Source organism: Micromonospora luteifusca (genome assembly GCF_016907275.1).
Lineage (GTDB): Bacteria > Actinomycetota > Actinomycetes > Mycobacteriales > Micromonosporaceae > Micromonospora > Micromonospora luteifusca.
Map to the genome: position 1 here is coordinate 6,265,261 of NZ_JAFBBP010000001.1, position 18,072 is coordinate 6,283,332.

The window sequence follows — 18,072 nt, forward strand, 5'->3', positions numbered from 1 at the left end:
GAAGGTGCGGTCGGGCGTCGGCGACCGGTGAGAAAAACGTGAGCCTCGGCCTTGATTCGGAAATCGATTGCTGAAACAGTGGGCGCCATGAAAGTCGCGGCTGTCCTCGGCGTGGACATCGGCACATCGAGCAGCAAGGGCGTGCTCGTCAACGTCGACGGCCGCGTCCTGCGGTCGTCCACCCGGACGCACGAGGTGAGCCGACCACGACCTGGCTGGGTCGAGATGGACGCCGACGTCTGGTGGCAGGAGTTCGTCTCCCTCACCAGCGACCTGCTGGCACCCGGCGACGCCGAGGTCGTCGCAGTCGGGGTGAGCGGCATGGGACCGTGCGTCCTGCTCACCGACGCCGCCAACGTCCCACTCCGCCCGGCCATCCTCTACGGCGTCGACACCCGCTCGACCGATCAGATCGACCGGCTCAACGAGCGGTTCGGCGCGGACGAGATCCTGCGTCGGTGCGGCTCGGCCCTGTCCAGCCAGGCGGCGGGCGCGAAGGTGGCCTGGGTCGTCGAGAACGAGCCAGACCTCTACCGCCGGGCCCGTCGGCTCTTCATGCCCAGTTCGTGGCTCGCCGCCAAGCTCACCGACGAGTACGTGCTGGACCACCACTCGGCGAGCCAGTGCACGCCGCTGTACGACACCGACGGCCACGACTGGTACCGCCCATGGGCCGCCGAGATCGCCCCCGGGTTGGCCCTGCCTCCGCTGCGTTGGCCCGGCGACGTGGCAGGCCGGGTGACGGCGGAGGCGGCGGCGCTCACCGGGCTGCCGGCGGGCGTCCCCGTGATCACCGGAACCATCGACGCCTGGTCGGAGGCGATCAGCGTCGGCGCTCAGGGCGTCGGCGACCTCATGCTGATGTACGGCACGACGATGTTCCTGGTCCACACGGTCGCGGCCCGGGTCACCGACCCGTCGCTGTGGGGGACCGTCGGCGCCCTGCCCGGGACGCGCAATCTCGCAGGTGGCCTGGCGACGTCCGGCGCGATCACGGCGTGGCTGCGCGAGCTGTTCGGCTCGCCGGACTACCCCGATCTGCTCCGCCTCGCCGAGGCCTCGGGTCCGGGCGCCCGAGGGCTGCTCATGCTGCCCTACTTCGCCGGCGAACGGACGCCGATCCTGGATCCGCAGGCCCGCGGCATCCTCGCCGGCCTCACCATCTCGCACGACCGCGGTGACCTCTACCGCGCCGCGCTCGAAGCGACTGGCCTCGGCGTACGCCACAACATCGAGACCATCGAGGCGAGCGGCGGTGACATCCGGCGCGTCGTCGCGGTCGGCGGGGGCACCCGGGGCGGGCTCTGGACACAGATCGTCTCCGACGTCACCGGGCGCGCCCAGGTGATCCCCGCGCAGACCATCGGCGCCAGTTACGGCGCGGCGTTCCTGGCCGCGCAGACGGGGTGGACCGTCTCGATCGAGGCGTGGAACCCCGCCACGGAGGTCTGCGAGCCACAGGCCGAGTTCGCCGCCGACTACGACGAGCTGTACGGCCTGTATCGCGAGCTGTACACGAGTTCCAAGCGGGTCGCTCACGCGCTCGCCGCACGTCAGGTCCGTTTCCTGGGCGCTGCCCGGACGGACGCCAGCAAAGAGCAACGCAACGAAGGAGTCGCCCCATGACCAGTTACACGCTGCCCGTGCCTGTCGATCCGCCGGCGATGGCACCCGGTACCGTCTACACGGTTGCCAGCGGCGATCTCCGCCTCAGCGCGAACGTCACCTGCTGGCCCACCCAGCAGCAACTGGAGGCCGACCTCAGCGCGGCGGTCAACGCGCTCGGCTGGAAGGTCGAGCGCGGGCACGGCGTCGACCCGGTCAAGGGGCACGGCTTCATCGACAGTCAGCGCGCGGGCATCGAGGTCTTCAAGCAGATCCCCGTCGACGCGCCGCTGATCGTGGTCGAGGCCGTCTGGCAGTACAGCCACCACGTCCTGGCCGGGCTGCGCAGCCACCGGGGGCCGATCCTCATCGTGGCGAACTGGAGCGGTGAGTTCCCCGGTCTGGTCGGCCTGCTCAACCTCACCGCGAGCCTTACCAAGGCCGGCATTCCGCACTCCGCGCTGTGGAGCCGGGACTTCACCGACGAGTGGGCCATCAACGGGCTGCGGACCTGGCTCGAAACCGGCCAGCTGCGCCACGACACCAGCCACGTACGTGACCTGCCCGCCCTGCCCGACGACCCGGAGGTCGCGCTGGGCCGGTCGCTGGCCAGCCAGCTCGTGACGGAGAAGGCCATCATCGGCGTCTTCGACGAGGGATGCATGGGGATGTACAACGCGATCTTCGACGACGAGTTGATCAATCCGCTTGGCATCTACAAGGAGCGGCTGTCGCAGAGCGCCCTGGTCGCTGAGATGGCGCGCGTCTCCGACGAGGAGGCCCGAGCGGTCCGCCGGTGGTTGGACGACGCCGGGATGACCTTCCACGTGGGCACCGACGAGGCCAGCGAGCTGACCGAGGCGCAGTTGCTCAGCCAGTTCAAGATGTACGTCGCCGCCCTGCGCATCTCCGACGACTACGGCTTGGACGCGGTGGGCATCCAGTACCAGCAGGGCCTGAAGGACACCGTTCCGGCCAGCGACCTCGCCGAGGGTCTGCTGAACAACGTCCAGCGGCCGCCGGTGCTCAGCCGCGACGGGAGCCGCGAGCTGTACCCGGGGGCGCCGCTGCCGCACTTCAACGAGGTCGACGAGGGGGTGGCGGTCGACTCGCTCGTCACCAACCGGATCTGGACGGCCATGGGCCTCGACCCGGCGACGACCCTGCACGACATCCGGTGGGGCGAGCAGTACGGCGACGACTTCGTCTGGGTGTTCGAGATCTCCGGCTCGGTGCCGGCGTCACACAACGGTGGTTACGACAAGTCGTACAGCATGCGCCAGCCCCCGATGTTCTTCCCGCTGGGTGGCGGCACCCTGAGCGGGGTGTCGAAGCCAGGGGAGATCGTCTGGTCCCGGGTGTTCATCATGGACGGTGTGCTGCACGTGGACCTGGGTCGCGGCACCGTCGTCGAGCTGCCGGCCGAGGAGACCCAGCGCCGGTTGGACGCCACCAACCCGCAGTGGCCGATCATGCACGCCGTCCTGCACGGGGTCGGCCGGGACCAGTTGATGGCGCGGCACAAGGCCAACCACGCCAACGTCGTCTACGCGCCGGACGCGGAGACCGCCGACAAGGCGCTGCGGGCCAAGGCGGCCCTGTTCGCCGAACTCGGCGTCCAGGTGCACCTGTGCGGTGAGGTCAACCTCTGACGGCTCGGGCCGGTCGAGCCCGCACGGTTGCGGGTGATCCACCGGAGTGACGGCGAGACCGCTGGCGCCGCGGAGCGGAGCCGGCGGAACACGGACGGGGAGCCTGACGGTGTACCGGGGGCAGGTTCCCCGTCCTCCAATCCAATCGCGGGCGGCTCGGCCACCGGCTCCGACAGCGGTGGCCGTGGGCTCGCCGGCTGCGGGGTTCAGCTTGGGCGGCTGGAGCTCTCGCGTACCTGCAGGCCCGTGCTGAGGGTGACGGTCGACGGCGGTCGCGCCGGGTTCGCGATCCGTTCGCTGAGCAGGACCGCGGCCGCCCGCCCCAGGTCGTACGTCGGCTGGGAGACGGTGCTCAGCGATGGCCTGACGAGGTGGGCCCAGGGTATGTCGTCGAATCCGACCACCCCGAACTCGGCCGGCACCTTGACCCCGCGGTCGACGAGGCACTCGACGGCGCCGACGGTCATCAGGTTGTTCGTCGCGAAGACGCTGTCCGGCGGGTTGTCGCTGTCGAGCAGCGAGGCCATGGCCCGGTAGCCACCCTCCTCGCGGAAGTCGGCGTACCGCACCAGATTGTCGGTTGCCTCGCGGGCGTGCGACCGCAACGCGCGCTGGTAGCCGCGGAGTCGTTGGGCGGCGGTGGAGATCCGGCGCGGACCGGTGATGCAGGCGACCCGCTGGTAGCCGTTGCCGAGCAGGTGGGTGGTGGCCAGCTCGGCCCCCTGCACGTTGTCGACGAGTACGGTGTCGATGTTGACGCCGCGCAGTTGGCGGTCGATCGCCACGACTGGGATGCGTGCCTCGACGAGCCGGTTGATGACGGTCGGTCGGCCCGACGTGGAGATGATGACGCCCGCCATCCGTTCGGCCAGGGCCGCTGCGATGTACCGGGACTCCTTTTCCGGGTCCTCGTCGCTGTTGCACAGGACCACCGAGTAGCCGGCGCCTTGCGCGACGTCTTCCACCCCTCGGACCATCGAGGTGAAGAAGGGGTTTCCGATGTCGGAGATGATGACCGCCCAGAGGCTGGTCTGACTCAGGCGCAGGTTGCGGGCGACGGCGTTGGGGCGGTAATCGAGTTCCCGCATCGCCTGCTGCACCCGCGCAGCCATGACTGGATCGACTGTGGTCCGTCCGTTCAGTACCCGCGACACTGTCGCCGGTGAAACCTGAGCCTGCCGCGCCACGTCATAGATCGTCGCCATTCGCCTCCGTTCGCTCGACGCTTCTGATGGTGTGCTTCGGCGCGGCTGCCCAGCGCGCTCCGGTGCCGGAACCCGGCATCCTACGGGTGGGTAGTAACGAAATCGTGACCGGTGTTTCGAGCCGGTGTCCGGCGCGGACGGGGTCGCCGACCGGGCCTGTCACGCTCCACCCCTGACGGTGAGCCGCAGGGCAGCATGCCGACCGACCGCCACCATTGCGGCGTTCGTCGTCACGAGGATACGCCCGTCCCGGCACGTTCAGTCACGGGCCGGCAGCAGGCGGTTGCGCTGCGTGCCGTGCGTGGGGTCGCTGCTCATCGCCGGCGCCGCGCCGGCGATCCGGAGCCGGCCATGCCGGATCTCGATCGCGCCCGCGCGGTTTCGGTGTCACGGCGGGTGCCGGTCAGCAGGGGGAGCGGTGGTGGTGGTCTTGCCCGCGCCGAGAGATCCGGTGAGGGCGACGAGTAAGGGCACGGAGGGGCCTCCCAGTCGCAGCAGTGGCCGCGACGCGCTTTCTGGAGCGGAGAAATCGGTTGCTCGGCTCTGATCGAGGACCATAAAAGCGCGCCGGGTCGCTGTCAACAGCGTCACCGGTCGGTGGCGATCAAGGATTGACCGCCGCGCGGCGGCGTGCATACCCTGTCGCTGACGCAGCGGGAAATCGATTCCTCGACTGGCTCGCAACCCGCCCCACCCACCGACGTGGAAGGCGCTCATGACATCCACCACCCACGCACCACGTACCTCCGCTCGCCGGCTGGTACGCGCCGCGTTCACCGCGGCCCTGCTCGCCGGAACCGCCCTGGTCGGCCCGGCCGGGCCAGCGTTGGCCGCGCCCCCCACCCCCCCCGACAACGGCCCCACCGGATGGGACGTCTACCGCAGGCTCGACCGGCTCGCCGAGCTTCCCGACGGACCCCGGGCCTACCAGTTCTCCAGCTTCGACCGCGCCGGCGGCAACGACGACGGCTTCTCCGGCCAGTACTCGTGCCTGCGTACCGGCGCCGATGGCTGCGTCCTCGCCGAAGCCGCCGGTGCCGGTGAGATCGACTCGATCTGGTTCACCCGCGACGAGGGCGACGTCTCCGCCACGGGAACCATCAAGGTCGTCCTCGACGGCGTGACCGTGCTCGACGCCAAGCTCCAGGACGTCGTGGACGGCAAGCTCGGGGCACCCTTCGTCTACCCGGTGGTCGCCAACGGGGCGCAGAGCTCCGGGGGTGTCTACATCAAGGCGCCCATGACCTACCGCAGCTCGATGCGGGTGACGACCGAGAAGAACCCGATCTTCTACCACGTCACCTACCGCAAGTTCACCACCGCCGACGGGGTGCGCACCTTCGACCCGTCGGACCGCGCGTTGGACGTCATCGACCAGCTCAAGGCCGCCGGGACGAGCGACCCCAAGCGCCCGGAGGCCGGCGCGACGACCGCCAACCGGCAGTTCAGCGTCCCCGCCAAGGGCGCGGTCACCCTCGCCAGCGGCGTCGGCCCTGGCGCGATCAGTGCCCTGCAACTGCGGATCCCGCAACTCGTCGGGCCGCCGACGCCGGTCACCGATGACGGGCGTGCCTACGGCTCCGGCGGCGGCAGCGAATTCCAGGTGGCCGTCGACCCGGCAAATGCCGGGGTACGCCTCACCCGCCGACTGGACCCGCACATCGGGCACCAGCGGGCGCAGGTCCTGGTGGACGGCGTGCCGGTCGCCGAGTGGCCGGCCAACGAGATGGTGCCCTTCGGCACCTGGCTCGACCAGAGCGTCGATCTTCCGGCGAGTGCCACGGCCGGCAAGTCCACGATCACCATCCGGAACCAGTTCGCGTCCTCCGACCTGGACATCAACGAGTTCACCTACTGGGTCGACAGCCTCGTCGGCGGCACCGCCAAGCGGACCGACACCCTCGACCTGGGCCCGTCCCACACCGACGCCGAGGCTGCCCACAGCTACCGGATCACCAAGCAGAGCTGGCAGGGCAGCAACACCATGAGCTACCCGGCCGACGCCGACCGCAAGGCGGCCGTCGCGGCCTCCGACGCGGTGCTGCGGGACAGCCGGCTACGCATCACCTTCGACGGTGAGACCACCGTGGACGCTCCACTCGGCGAGTTCTTCGGCACCGGCCTCGGGCTGCACCCGGTGCGGTCGCTGATGTTCGGCGTCGACCCCGAGACCGCGACGCTGTCGGCCTGGTGGCCGATGCCCTACCGGTCACGGTTCAGTATCGAGTTGCGCAACGGTTCGGGCGTGCCGATCACGACGTCGACGGCCTCGGTGACCACCGCACGCTCCACCCGCTGGGCGTCGGCACTGCGTTCAACCGGCACGGCGGGTTACTTCCGGGCCACCGCGACGAGCGCCGACACCACCCCCGGCGCCGACCACCCGTTCATCGACGTGGCCGGCCGTGGAAAGTTCGTTGGTGTCACGCACACCATGGAGGGGCACATCCCCGCGGGCAACCAGCGCAACTACCTTGAGGGCGACGAGCGGGTCTACGTGGACGGCGCGCAGAGCCCGAGCATCCACGGCACCGGGACCGAGGACTTCTACGAGAGCGGCTGGTACTTCAACCACGGCACGTTCTCGGCGCCCACCAACGGCAACCCGGCCCACGAGGTCAGCGACTACGGCTGCCAGTACGACTGCACCGGCGCGTACCGGCTGATGCTCGCCGAGTCGGTGTCATTCGCCACCGACCTGCGCTTCGGCATCGAGCACGGCCCGGGCGACCAGGATCCGGCCCGGTACGGCTCGACCGCCTACTGGTACGGGCAGGACACCGTCGGCCAGCGCTGGACCGACACCGTCGACGTCGGCGACGCCGGCAGCGAGTCGGCGCACGCGTACTCCTCCGACGGCAAGCGCGAGGTACTCACCGCGACCTTCGAGGGCGACGACGGCGCACCCCGACCGGTCACCGACGACACCCGGGCGTCCACGACGCCGATCCGGTTCAAGGTGGCCCTGGACCCGCACAACACGGGCGCGGTGCTGCGCCGGGTGGGCGACCAGTCCGCCGGGTACCAGTCGGTGGCCGTGCAGGTCGACGGGCGGGACGCCGGCACCTGGTCGCAGCCACTGGCCAACGGTTCGCACCGCTGGTTGGAGGACGAGTTCCGGCTGCCGCCCGCGCTCACCCACGACAAGTCGACGGTGACCGTCACGTTGCGGCCGACCGCCGGGGCTCCGGCCTGGTCCGCGGCCCGGTACGCGGTGCTGAGCGAGGTCACCCCCTTCGTCGACCAGACCAGGCCCACCCAGGTCACCGGGCTCACCGCCACCAGCGGCACCACCAACGCGGTGGCGCTGACCTGGCGGCCGGCCACCGACGACGTGTACGCGCCGACCTACGAGGTGTTCGCCTCCCGGAAGGCCGGGTTCACGCCCGGGCCGGAGAACCGGGTGGGCGTCACGACCCGGCCGAGCTTCGAGCACAGTGGGCTGAGCCTGCGGGAGACCTGGCACTACCGGGTGCGCGCGGTGGACGCCGCGGGCAACCTCGGCCCGTACTCGGCGCCGGCATCGGCCACCACGGGCGACACGCTGCGGATCGAAGCGGAATCGCTGCTGCCCGCGGTCTCCACCGACGCACCGGCGGAGGTCCAGGGCGACTGCTGCGGCATCCACTGGTCGCGGAGCGCACAGCTGTGGTTCCGGCCGGACGCGCCGAACCGGAGTGTGACGGTGGCGTTCGAGGTGCCCACGACCGGCACCTACCAGCTGCATCTGGTGCAGACGCTGGCGGGGGACTACGGCACCAACACGGTGGCGATCGACGGTAGCCAGATCGGCGAGGCGTTCGACGCGTACCACTCGCCGGGGGTGATCGTCAGCGACGCGCTGGACTACGGCCAGCGGGAGCTGTCGGCGGGCCGGCACACGCTCACCCTCACGGTGACCGGCAAGGCCGCCGCGGCGAGCGGGTACCTGGCCGGTCTCGACTACGTCGAGGCGCGCCTCACCTCGTGACGGCCCGGGGTCGGAGGCCCGCCCACTCGGGCCTCCGACCCCGCCCTCACCCGCAGATCCCGCAGACAAGCTACGAGGTGCCGTATGACAGATCGGCCGCTGGTCCGGATGACCGGCATCGGCAAGCGGTTCGGCGGCGTGCACGCCTGCCGCGACATCGACCTCACCGTGACCGCCGGTGAGGTGCACGCGCTGCTCGGCGAGAACGGGGCCGGCAAGTCCACGCTGATCAACGTGCTCTCCGGGGTGATCAGCGAGCACGACGGCACGATCGAGGTGGACGGGGAACCGGTCAGCTTCACCAGCCCGGCCGATGCCCAACGCGCTGGCATCGCGACCATCCACCAGGAGCTGGACCTGGTGGCCGGGCTGTCCATCGCGGAGAACATGTTCCTCGGGCGCGAGCCGCGCACCCGCCTGGGCACCGTCGACCTGCGGAAGATGCGCCGGCAGGCCGAGGCGCACCTGCGGACGCTCGGCGCAGACCTGGACCCGCGCCGGCTCGTGGGGTCGCTGCGCGTCGGCGAGCAACAGCTGGTCGAGATCGGCCGAGCCCTGTCGCTGCGCGCACGGGTCCTGATCATGGACGAACCGACAGCGGCACTGGCCGACGCCGAGGTCGAACGGCTCTTCGCGACGATCGCCGAGCTACGCCGGGCCGGCGTCGGCATCGTCTACATCTCGCACCGGATGGCGGAGATCGAGCTCATCGCCGACCGGGTGACCGTGCTGCGCAACGGCACTGTCGCCGGCACCGTCGACCCGCGGGTCGCCTCCCGCGACGACATCATCCAGCTCATGGTCGGCCGGTCGGTCGACGCGCTCTTCGGCGAGGGCCGCAACGAGCCCGGGGACGTGCTACTCGACGTACGCGGGCTCGCCGTGACGCCCCGCCGGCCGGTGCCCGGCCGTACCGAGCCAGCCGGCGTGGATCTCGCCGTGCGCTCCGGCGAGATCGTCGGCCTCGCCGGGTTGATGGGCGCCGGGCGTACCGAACTGCTGGAGACGTTGTTCGGCGCGGGCGGCTCCGGCCGGCGCGCCGGCCAGGTGACGATCGGCGACCGGCCGTACCGCCCGAGCGGCCCCCGGGCAGCCCTGGCGCGCGGGGTGGCCTTCGTCCCCGAGGACCGGCGCGGCGCGGGGCTGATGCTGGAGCACTCCGTGGCGGACAACGTGGTGCTCTCCGCGCTGTCGTCGCTGACCACGCTCGGGCTGGTACGCCGCCCGCTGCTGCGCCGGACCGTGGCCGAACAACTCACCGCCCTGGCGGTGAAGGCGGCATCACCGTCGATCCCCGTGGCGACGCTCTCCGGTGGCAACCAGCAGAAGATCGTGTTCGCCAAGCAGCTGCTGATGCGACCGCAACTACTCCTGCTCGACGAGCCGACCCGGGGCGTGGACATCGGCGCCAAGGCCGAGATCTACCACCTGCTGCACCGGCTCGCCGACTCCGGCATGGCGATCCTGCTCGCCTCGTCGGAGCTGCCGGAGCTGCTGAGCCTCTGTGACCGGGTGGTCGTCCTGCACCGTGGTCGCACCGTGGCCGTGCTGCCCCGTGCCTCCGCCACCCAACAAGCCATCCTCGCCGCGGCCAACGGGGACGACGTCAAGGAGTCTGGATGAATTCGCCCAATCCCACCACCGTCGCCGCTTCGCCGCCGGAGACACCGCCCCGCCGCGGGGCGATCCGACTGCCGAAGGACCGGCACGCGATCGTCGACAACTTCTTCCGGTTCCAGAGCCTGTTCGGGCTCGTCGCCGTCTTTGTGATCGCGATCGCCGTCTCGCCGTCACGCAACGGCGAGAACGTGTTCCTCAGCTCCGGAAACCTCGCCAACATCGTCCGGGCGGTCTCGGAGATCGGCATCATCGCGGTCGGGATGACGTTCGTGATCCTGATCGGCGGCATCGACCTCTCCGTCGGGGCGGTGCTCGGGCTCGCCGCGGTCGGATCGGCCACGTTGATGGTCGACAGTGGCCTGGGCATCGTGCCGACGGTCCTGATCGTGCTCTTCATCGGCACCGCGTTCGGGGCCACCCAGGGCGCGATCGTCGCCCGGCTCGGGATCCAGTCCTTCATCGTCACCCTGGCCGGCCTGCAAGCGGCGCGGGGCATCGCCCGGATGTGGTCCGGAGGGCTGGGCATTCCAATCGCCTACGGCGACGGACCGCAGGAGGCTCCCGAGGCGTTCTCGCTGCTGAGCGGTTCCATCAACGGAGTGCTGCCGGTACCGGCCCTGATCTTCCTCGCCATCGGCGTCGGCGCGCTCCTGGTGCTGCGCAGCACCGCCTTCGCACGGCACGTCTACGCGATCGGCGGCAACGAGAAGGCCGCCCGACTCTCCGGCGTGCCCGTACGGCGCGTCCGGGTCACCGTCTTCGCGATCTCCGGCCTGCTCGCCGCGCTGGCCGGGATCATCCACGCCGGTCAGCTCAACCAGGGCAGCCCGAACGACGGTGCCGGCTACGAACTGGACGCGATCGCGGCCGTGGTCATCGGCGGGACGAGTCTCGCCGGTGGCAGTGGATCCATGGGCGGCACGATCGCCGGCGCCCTGCTGCTCGGGATCCTGAACAACATCCTCGCCCTCAACAACATCGACGCGAACGTGCAGCTGGTCGTCAAGGGACTGGTCATCGTCGCTGCCGCCGCGTTGCAGAGGCTCCGTCCCCGCATCGCCTGACCCACCACCACCCTGGAGGAAACATGCGTTACACCCGAAGAGCCATCACGATCCTCACACTGACCACGCTCGCGCTCACCGGATGCAGCGTCGAGAAGGACGGCGGCGACGGCGGCACCGACGCCTCGGCCCAGTGCGGCAGCGGCAAGGAGTTCCTGATCGGCATGTCGCAGGCCAACAACGCCGAGCCGTACCGGCAGGTCATGAATGACGACGTGAGCACCGCCGCGAAGGCCGTGTCCGGGTTCAAGGTCGTCGTCTCGGACGCGGCCCAGGACAACAGCAAGCAGGTCGCCGACGTGGAGAACTTCCTCTCCCAGGGGATCAACCTGCTGATCATCTCTCCGAACGAGGCGAAGCCGCTCACCGCCGTGGTGAAGAAGGCATACGACAAGGGCATCCCGGTCATCGTGCTCGACCGCAAGGTCGAGGGTGACGCGTACACCGCCTTCATCGGCGGCGACAACGTGGCGATCGGCAAGGCGGCGGGGGAGTACTACGCCAAGACGCTGCTGCCGCAGGGCGGCAAGGTCGTCGAGATCTCCGGCCTGCCCGGCTCCACCCCGGCCGCCGAGCGCGCCCAGGGCTTCCGCGAGGGCATCGCGAGCAACCCGAAGATCGAGATCGTGGCCACCCAGACCGCTGAGTGGCTGCGGGAGAAGGGGCAGAGCGTGATGGACGCGATGCTCAAGGCCCAGCCGGACATCGACGCCGTGTACGCGCACAACGACCCGATGGCGGAGGGCGCCTACCTGGCGGCGAAGGCCGCGGGTAAGGAGTCGGCGATCAAGTTCACCGGGATCGACGCGCTGCCCGTCCCCTCCGGCGGCATCAAGGCGGTCGAGCAGGGTCGCCTGCAGGCGACGTTCCAGTACGCGACCGGCGGACGCGAGGCGATCGACCTGGCCAAGAAGATCCTGGTCGACTGCTCGAAGGACGTGCCGAAGTCGACCACCCTCGGCACGACGCAGATCACCAAGGACAACGCTGCCCAGGTCTACACCGAGCTCGGCGGGAAGCAGTAACAGCTTCGGTGCTGCGGGTCCGCCGCTGAGGCTGGCGGGCCCGCAGCACCGATCGGCCGGCGAATCAGCCACCGGGAAGCCACCACCGCAAACCCGCATCGAGCCCTGGAGGAAAGCGATGTCCCGCCTACCGTCCCGTGTTGGTTGGCTGTCCGCGCTGGTCGCGGTCGCCCTGAGCCTGATCGTGACACCGGTCGCGGCTCGGGCGGCCGACCCGCCCGCGATCGACAACCAGCCGTACGAGAACCGGTCGACCGTGGTCGGCGCCGGTGACTTCGTGCCCGTCTACGACCCGAGCGTCGGCGAGAACGAGCGCTGGTACTACAACGACCACACGATGGTGCGTGACCGCCGTACCGGCGAGTGGCACATCTTCGCGATCACCCACGCCGAACCCGCCAACCCGCTCGACGAGCGGTTCTTCGGTCACGCCACGGCGCCGTCGCCCCGCGGACCCTGGACGAAGCAGCCGTTCGCGTTGGAGGCCGACCCCGCCGCCGGCGAAAGCCACATCTGGGCGCCGTACGTCCTGTTCCACGGTGGCACCTACTACATGTACTACGCGGGCGGCACCGCGGACCACACGGCCTACCGGATGCAGTTGGCCACGTCGAAGGATCTCAAGACCTGGACCCGGCACAAGGCGAACCCCCTGTTCACCGACGGCTTCGACGGCCGGGACCCGATGGTCACCCGCGTCGGCGACCAGTGGGTCATGTACTACACCGCCAACAGCACACCGGCGGGGGGTAACCACATCGTCGCCTACCGCACCAGTAGGGACCTGGTGCACTGGGGCGCCCGGCAGACGGCCTTCGAACACCCGGCCACCGGCACCTTCGGCGGGCCGACCGAATCGCCGTTCGTGGTGCATCACGACGGATCGTGGTACCTCTTCGTCTGTTGCGAGAGCGGATACCAGGACACCCGCGTGTACCGCAGCGCCGACCCCTTCCATTTCAGCGTCGACCAGTTGGCGGGGCAGATCAACGCGCATGCCGCCGAGGTGGTCAAGGACGACTCCGGCACCGGCGACTGGTACGTCACAGGTGCCGGGTGGGGCCAGGGTGGACTTTCGCTGGCACCACTGCACTGGCGCACGCCGCTGGTGACGAAGGGCCGCATCGTCACCACTCCCTACTACCGTGCCGTCGTGCAGACCGCACCCCAGGCCCGGCTGGTCTCCTACGACGCCGATCCCGCTGGACGTGGCGAGTACCGACCCGTCACGGACTCGTCGTCCCGCTCCACGACGCCCTACCTCGCGGTCGGAGCGTTCGGACCAACAGACGTGGCGGGCGCCGCGAGGGACGTGACCGTCTCCGCCGACGGCACCGACCTGAGCCTCAACGGCATCCCCCTCGGTGACGAGCCGGTGACCACCGACTGGCGGTTCCGGTTCGATACGGCCACCACGGACCTCAGCTTCGTCTGGCACGTGGCCGGCCCGACCACCGCTCCGGTCTGGGAAGCCGCCTGGAGTCTGGACTCGTCCCTGCCGCGGCTCGGTGACCCCGACCAGCAGGACAGGGACGGCGACGCCGCGGGCTTCAGCAGTTGGACACTTGCCACCGACGACACGACCACGTTGGTGGCCGCCTACCGCGCCGGCTCAGCCTGGAATGAGGACAACCGGTGGTTCAACCGCCCCAGCGGATCGGTCGCATGGCAACCGCTGTGGCAGCCCGGCGGACGGTCGTTGCCCCTCGGTGACCTCCCTGGCGGCACCTGGCGGCTCGGAGTGAGCGGGACCGCCGCGGACACGTCATTTGCCGAGGCACTGGCGGCAGGTCTCAACGGATCGAGGTAGCGACCCGCTTCTCCCGCCGGTGTCGACGGGGGACCAGCGGACCAGGCAGGGGCGCGAGGACGAACATCCTCGCGCCCCTTCCCTTCGGCTTGGCGGTGGACGTCGCGGAACAGGTCGCCGTCCGCGTATTCCGCTGATGCTTGCCCATCCCCTTTGCGCGGCGAGAAGGGAAGCGCCGGCCGCCGTTTTACGACAAACCCACCCGGGCCGGCCACCTGTGCGGGCAGGATGAGATGGATTCGCCCAGCGATACGGTGAGCGGGGGTCGGCCATGAACGACGGATTGGTGACCAGGCGGAGTGCCCACGATGTCGGAGAGACAGTCTCTGCGCTGCGGGCTGAGGCGGAACGCGTGGGTGCCGCGGTGGCGGCGGTGGTCGACCATGCGGCGGCCGCTCGCAAGGCCGGGCTGAGTATGCCCGACACCCAGGTCATCATCTTTGGCAATCCACAGGCGGGCACGCCACTCATGCAGGCCCATCCCGAGATTGCCATCGACCTGCCAATGCGACTCATGGTGCGGGACGACGGCCAGCCCGGCTCGCTGGTCACCTGGCAGGACCCCGCCTACCTCGCCCAGCGGTACGGACTGGGCGAGGACCAGCTGGCACCCCTGAACGCCCCGGCCAAGATCGCCTCCGCCCTCGACGGCCGTTGAGCACGACCCGAATCGGGCGTTGGCATAAGGACGATCGCCACTCTATGGTGGGGGCATGCCGCCGGTGACTTTCCGTTCGCCTGCCGTCACCGAGGTGGCGGCACCCGGCGCTGTCCGGGTGGCGACGGAGGCACGCCTGAGGTCCGGGATGCGGGTGCCGGTTGTCCGCGTGCCGCGGACCGCGCCCACGCACAGGCTGTCGAGCCCGGCGCGGACCGGCCGAGGCCCTCCGGCGGAATCGTTGCAATTCAGAACGACCGCTAGGGCGAAGCTATTCGAGCTTCGGCCCTTTTTCTTTTTCACACCCCTTTTGAGAGGTAGGCCATGAGCCTCGATCATCACGTTGTCGACCAGGGTTGGTTGGCTGATCTGCGAGCGTCCCTGGCGGACGATTTCGCCACACAGACGGCTCGGTTGCGGGAACTGACCGAGCTCAACGCGGACACCGGCGACCCCGGCGAGGCCCACAACCAGGCCGCGCTGCTGGTGGTCACCCGCCGCAACATCGAGCAGATCACCGGTGCGCTGAGCCGGATCAGCGACGGCACCTACGGTGCCTGCGAGAAGTGCCGCAAGAGCATCCCGGCGGAGCGGCTCGAGGTTCTCCCACATGCTCGCTTCTGCGTGCCCTGCCAGGAGAAGCACAACAGGTGACGTCCCGGGTGGCTGCCGTGTCAGCGGCTCGGCAGCCACCCGCCGTCTCGTCACGTCCAGGATGTCCAGCGCGCCCGGTGAGGGCCACGCCCTTCGGATGGGGCCGAGGTCGGTGGAGACGACCCCGCGGTTTTCACTCGGTGAAAGCTCCAGTCCCCTGCGTGGACCTCGCCCGGGCTGTCACGGTGACCCTCAGGGACGGACGCCGCAGGTACCACTCGGCCACGGCAAGGTTGATCAACCAGCCGGCGAGGACCAGCCCGGCCCGGACGTTGCCGTCGGGCTGTTCGCCGGTCGCGAGGAGGTACGGCGCGTGCGTGAACGCCTGAGTGCCGGCACCCAGGCCGATCGCGTAGCCGCGCACCATCCACCTGCGGTGCTGGTCAAAGTGCCGGCGCAGCGCGTTGGCGAAACCGAGCAGGATCGCGCCGGCCATGGCCGAGCCGAAGACGAGCCGCATGACGGCGAGCGCGTCGTTGTCGTGGGCCGGAAGGTCGTACGCGAAGGCCATCCACACGCCGGTGAGCGCGACCGTCAGTCCGCAGGGGACAAGCACCCGACCGGCGAGGCGGTGCCAGCGGTGGCGGCGCAGGCCGGGCACGAACTGGAAGGCGCCGAGAACCGTGTAGACCACCGCGCCGACGATGTGCAGTACCACCGGCAGCGGGTCGGCGACGAAGCGAGCGTTCGCTGAGGTGACCTCCGGTCCGGTGCCCAGCTCGGTAAGGCGTGCCGCACCAGCGACCATCGGTATCAGGCCCAGCAGGATCAACGCGGCCGGTAGCCGCCACTCGCGCATCGTCATGCCATCGATGGTGGACGCCGCGCCGCCCCTGCTCATCGGCACATGGGCCGCAATCGGGCCGGCCCATGGTCCTACCCCGTCGTCGTACTTACGTCGATGGTCGGCCGGTCGACATCGGCTCCGTCACCAGCGCGCCCGTCCGCGGTTGGTCTCGTACGCCCACATCGCCACCTCGACCCGGTTACGCACCCCGAGCTTCATCATCAGGCTGGTGACGTGCGACTTGACCGTGCTCAACGTGATGTAGAGCTCGTCGGCGATCTCCTTGTTGGTGCGGCCCCGCGCGACGGCGACCAGGACCTGCTCCTCCCGGTCGGTGAGCGCCTCGACGGGCTGCTTCCGCGGCGCGGCGGGACCCGCGTCAGCGAACGCCTTCAGCAGCCGCGTGGTGACGCTCGGCGCGATCAGAGCATCCCCGTTGGCGGCCGCGTGCACGGCCTGGCTGAGCAGGGCCGGACCAGCCTCCTTGAGCAGGAAGCCACGGGCGCCGGCACGCAGCGCCGCGTACACGTACTCGTCGAGGTCGAAGGTCGTGATGACGACAACCGCGAGCGGCTCCGCGACCGATGGCCCAGCGAGCGCCCGGGTGGCCTCGATGCCGTCCATGCCCGGCATCCGAATGTCGAAGAGACACACGTCGGGGCGGAGCCGCCGGGCGAGCTCGACCGCCTGACGGCCGTCGCCAGCCCCACCGACGACCTCGATGCCGGGCTGCGTGTTCAAGATGATGGTGAGGCCGGTGCGGACGATCTCCTGGTCGTCGGCCACGAGCACGCGTACCGTCACGCGCCGACCCCCTCGCGTGGGAGCACCGCCGTGACGGTCCACCCACGGTCGGGATTCGGGCCGGCCTCGCAGGTGCCGCCGAGCAGGTCGGCGCGCTCCATCATGCCCACCAGGCCGAAACCGGGGGAGCCGGTTTGGCGGCTGGCGCCGGCCTCGCCATCGTCGCTGACCCGCAGGCGCACGGAGGTGTCGTCGGCCGCGACGCTGACCTCGATGCGGGTGGCGTGGCGGGCGTGGCGACGGGCATTGGTGACCGACTCCTGGGCCAGCCGGTAGAGCGCGGAGCCCACCGTGGGCGGGATGTCGCCGAGGTCACCGCGGAGATCCACGTCGACGGCCGGCCCAGTGCGGAAGCGGCCGGCGAGCCGCTCGATGTCGGCGACCTGCGGGCTGGGCCCCAGGTCGGCGGGCTGGTCGCGGCGCAGGACGCGGACCATCGCGCGCATCTCGGCGAGGGCACGGGACGCCTCGGCCTCGATGGCGTGCAGCGCCTCGACGGCGGAGCCCGGCTGGCTCGCCGACGCCGCGATGCCGGCCTGCGCGCGGATCGCCATCGCCGACACGTGGTGGGCCACCGTGTCGTGCAGGTCACGGGCGAGACGCTCGCGCTCCAGCAGCTTCACCTGATCGAGTTCGCGCAGGCGGGCGGCGGCGCGGAAGCGGATCGCGGCACCCAGTGTGGCGGCGGCGAACATCACCGCGAAGCCGGCGACCAGTTCGCCACCGTCGATCGAGCCGACCAGGCCGGCGGCGGTCACCTTGGCCACCACGAAGAACGAACCGATCACGGCATCCCGGCCGGAGCCCCAGCGGAACAGCGCGTAGACCAGGAGCACCAGGAAGCTCGCCGTGAACATCTGGCAGGGGTCGCCGGGCAGCACGAACGGGGCGACCGTTGTGCAGCCGAACGCGATGGCCACCGTCGCGAGTGGGTGGGTACGCCGCCACAGGAACGTGGGCAGCAGCGCGAGCGCGACGACGACGCAGCCCACCCGCCACGGCAGATCGGGCCGCATGATCCCTTCCACCACGACCGCTGGCGCGACGACCGCGACCACCGCCCAGTCGCGCCACACGCGGGATGGTGCAGGCGAGACGCGCGGCTCGGCCAACACAGCGTGCAGGCGAGGGTGCATAGGACCATCGTACGAACGGCGGTGCTGCCGCAGATCGTCCCAAAGTACGACCGCCGGCTACCCGGCAGCCGACTTGAGGTTT

Annotated in this window: 13 protein-coding genes; 9 read left to right on the forward strand and 4 right to left on the reverse strand. The window is 70.3% G+C overall.

Annotated features, from left to right (window positions below; all coding sequences use genetic code 11):
* Positions 1–87 precede the first annotated feature (87 nt).
* Positions 88–1,626, forward strand: coding sequence for an FGGY-family carbohydrate kinase (locus JOD64_RS28310; RefSeq protein WP_204945042.1), 1,539 nt, complete (start codon positions 88–90; stop codon positions 1,624–1,626).
* A complete protein-coding gene (locus JOD64_RS28315) occupies positions 1,623–3,257 on the forward strand; it encodes a fucose isomerase (protein WP_204945043.1) in 1,635 nt (544 codons plus the stop codon). The genes JOD64_RS28310 and JOD64_RS28315 overlap by 4 nt, the downstream gene beginning before the upstream one ends.
* A 206-nt stretch (positions 3,258–3,463) precedes the next feature.
* Here the strand turns inward: JOD64_RS28315 and JOD64_RS28320 are convergent, their stop codons facing one another.
* Complete coding sequence (locus JOD64_RS28320; RefSeq protein WP_204945044.1) at positions 3,464–4,462, reverse strand: LacI family DNA-binding transcriptional regulator; 999 nt, start codon at positions 4,460–4,462, stop codon at positions 3,464–3,466.
* 715 nt (positions 4,463–5,177) lie between these two features.
* Between JOD64_RS28320 and JOD64_RS28325 the strand changes: the two genes are divergently transcribed.
* From JOD64_RS28325 to JOD64_RS28355, 7 genes are all read left to right on the forward strand, one after another.
* The gene (locus tag JOD64_RS28325; RefSeq protein WP_204945045.1) at positions 5,178–8,432 is read left to right on the forward strand and encodes a DUF2961 domain-containing protein; all 3,255 of its coding nucleotides are present in this window, start codon (positions 5,178–5,180) and stop codon (positions 8,430–8,432) included.
* A gap of 84 nt (positions 8,433–8,516) precedes the next feature.
* On the forward strand, positions 8,517–10,055 hold the full coding sequence (locus tag JOD64_RS28330; protein ID WP_204945046.1) for a sugar ABC transporter ATP-binding protein: 1,539 nt from the start codon (positions 8,517–8,519) through the stop codon (positions 10,053–10,055).
* Positions 10,052–11,116 carry an ABC transporter permease gene (locus JOD64_RS28335; RefSeq protein ID WP_204945047.1) on the forward strand — a complete coding sequence of 355 codons (1,065 nt, stop codon included), beginning with the start codon at positions 10,052–10,054 and terminating at the stop codon, positions 11,114–11,116. The genes JOD64_RS28330 and JOD64_RS28335 overlap by 4 nt, the downstream gene beginning before the upstream one ends.
* A 23-nt stretch (positions 11,117–11,139) precedes the next feature.
* Positions 11,140–12,141, forward strand: coding sequence for a substrate-binding domain-containing protein (locus tag JOD64_RS28340; RefSeq protein ID WP_204945048.1), 1,002 nt, complete (start codon positions 11,140–11,142; stop codon positions 12,139–12,141).
* Positions 12,142–12,259: 118 nt separating this feature from the next.
* Positions 12,260–13,951 (forward strand): family 43 glycosylhydrolase, encoded by a 1,692-nt coding sequence (locus JOD64_RS28345; RefSeq protein WP_204945049.1) that lies wholly within the window; start codon positions 12,260–12,262, stop codon positions 13,949–13,951.
* Positions 13,952–14,222: 271 nt separating this feature from the next.
* Positions 14,223–14,609 carry a DUF302 domain-containing protein gene (locus JOD64_RS33625; RefSeq protein WP_275581604.1) on the forward strand — a complete coding sequence of 129 codons (387 nt, stop codon included), beginning with the start codon at positions 14,223–14,225 and terminating at the stop codon, positions 14,607–14,609.
* Between the two features lie 324 nt (positions 14,610–14,933).
* Positions 14,934–15,263, forward strand: coding sequence for a TraR/DksA family transcriptional regulator (locus JOD64_RS28355; protein ID WP_204945051.1), 330 nt, complete (start codon positions 14,934–14,936; stop codon positions 15,261–15,263).
* A gap of 133 nt (positions 15,264–15,396) precedes the next feature.
* Here the strand turns inward: JOD64_RS28355 and JOD64_RS28360 are convergent, their stop codons facing one another.
* The 3 genes from JOD64_RS28360 to JOD64_RS28370 all read right to left on the reverse strand — a co-directional run bounded on the left by JOD64_RS28360 (position 15,397) and on the right by JOD64_RS28370 (position 17,990).
* Positions 15,397–16,068: a DUF2306 domain-containing protein gene (locus JOD64_RS28360; RefSeq protein WP_204945052.1), complete on the reverse strand. Its 672-nt coding sequence runs from the start codon at positions 16,066–16,068 to the stop codon at positions 15,397–15,399.
* A 123-nt stretch (positions 16,069–16,191) separates the two neighbouring features.
* The gene (locus JOD64_RS28365) at positions 16,192–16,854 is read right to left on the reverse strand and encodes a response regulator (RefSeq protein ID WP_204945053.1); all 663 of its coding nucleotides are present in this window, start codon (positions 16,852–16,854) and stop codon (positions 16,192–16,194) included.
* On the reverse strand, positions 16,851–17,990 hold the full coding sequence (locus tag JOD64_RS28370; RefSeq protein ID WP_204945054.1) for a sensor histidine kinase: 1,140 nt from the start codon (positions 17,988–17,990) through the stop codon (positions 16,851–16,853). Before JOD64_RS28370 ends, JOD64_RS28365 begins: the two co-directional genes overlap by 4 nt.
* Positions 17,991–18,072: the final 82 nt, after the last annotated feature.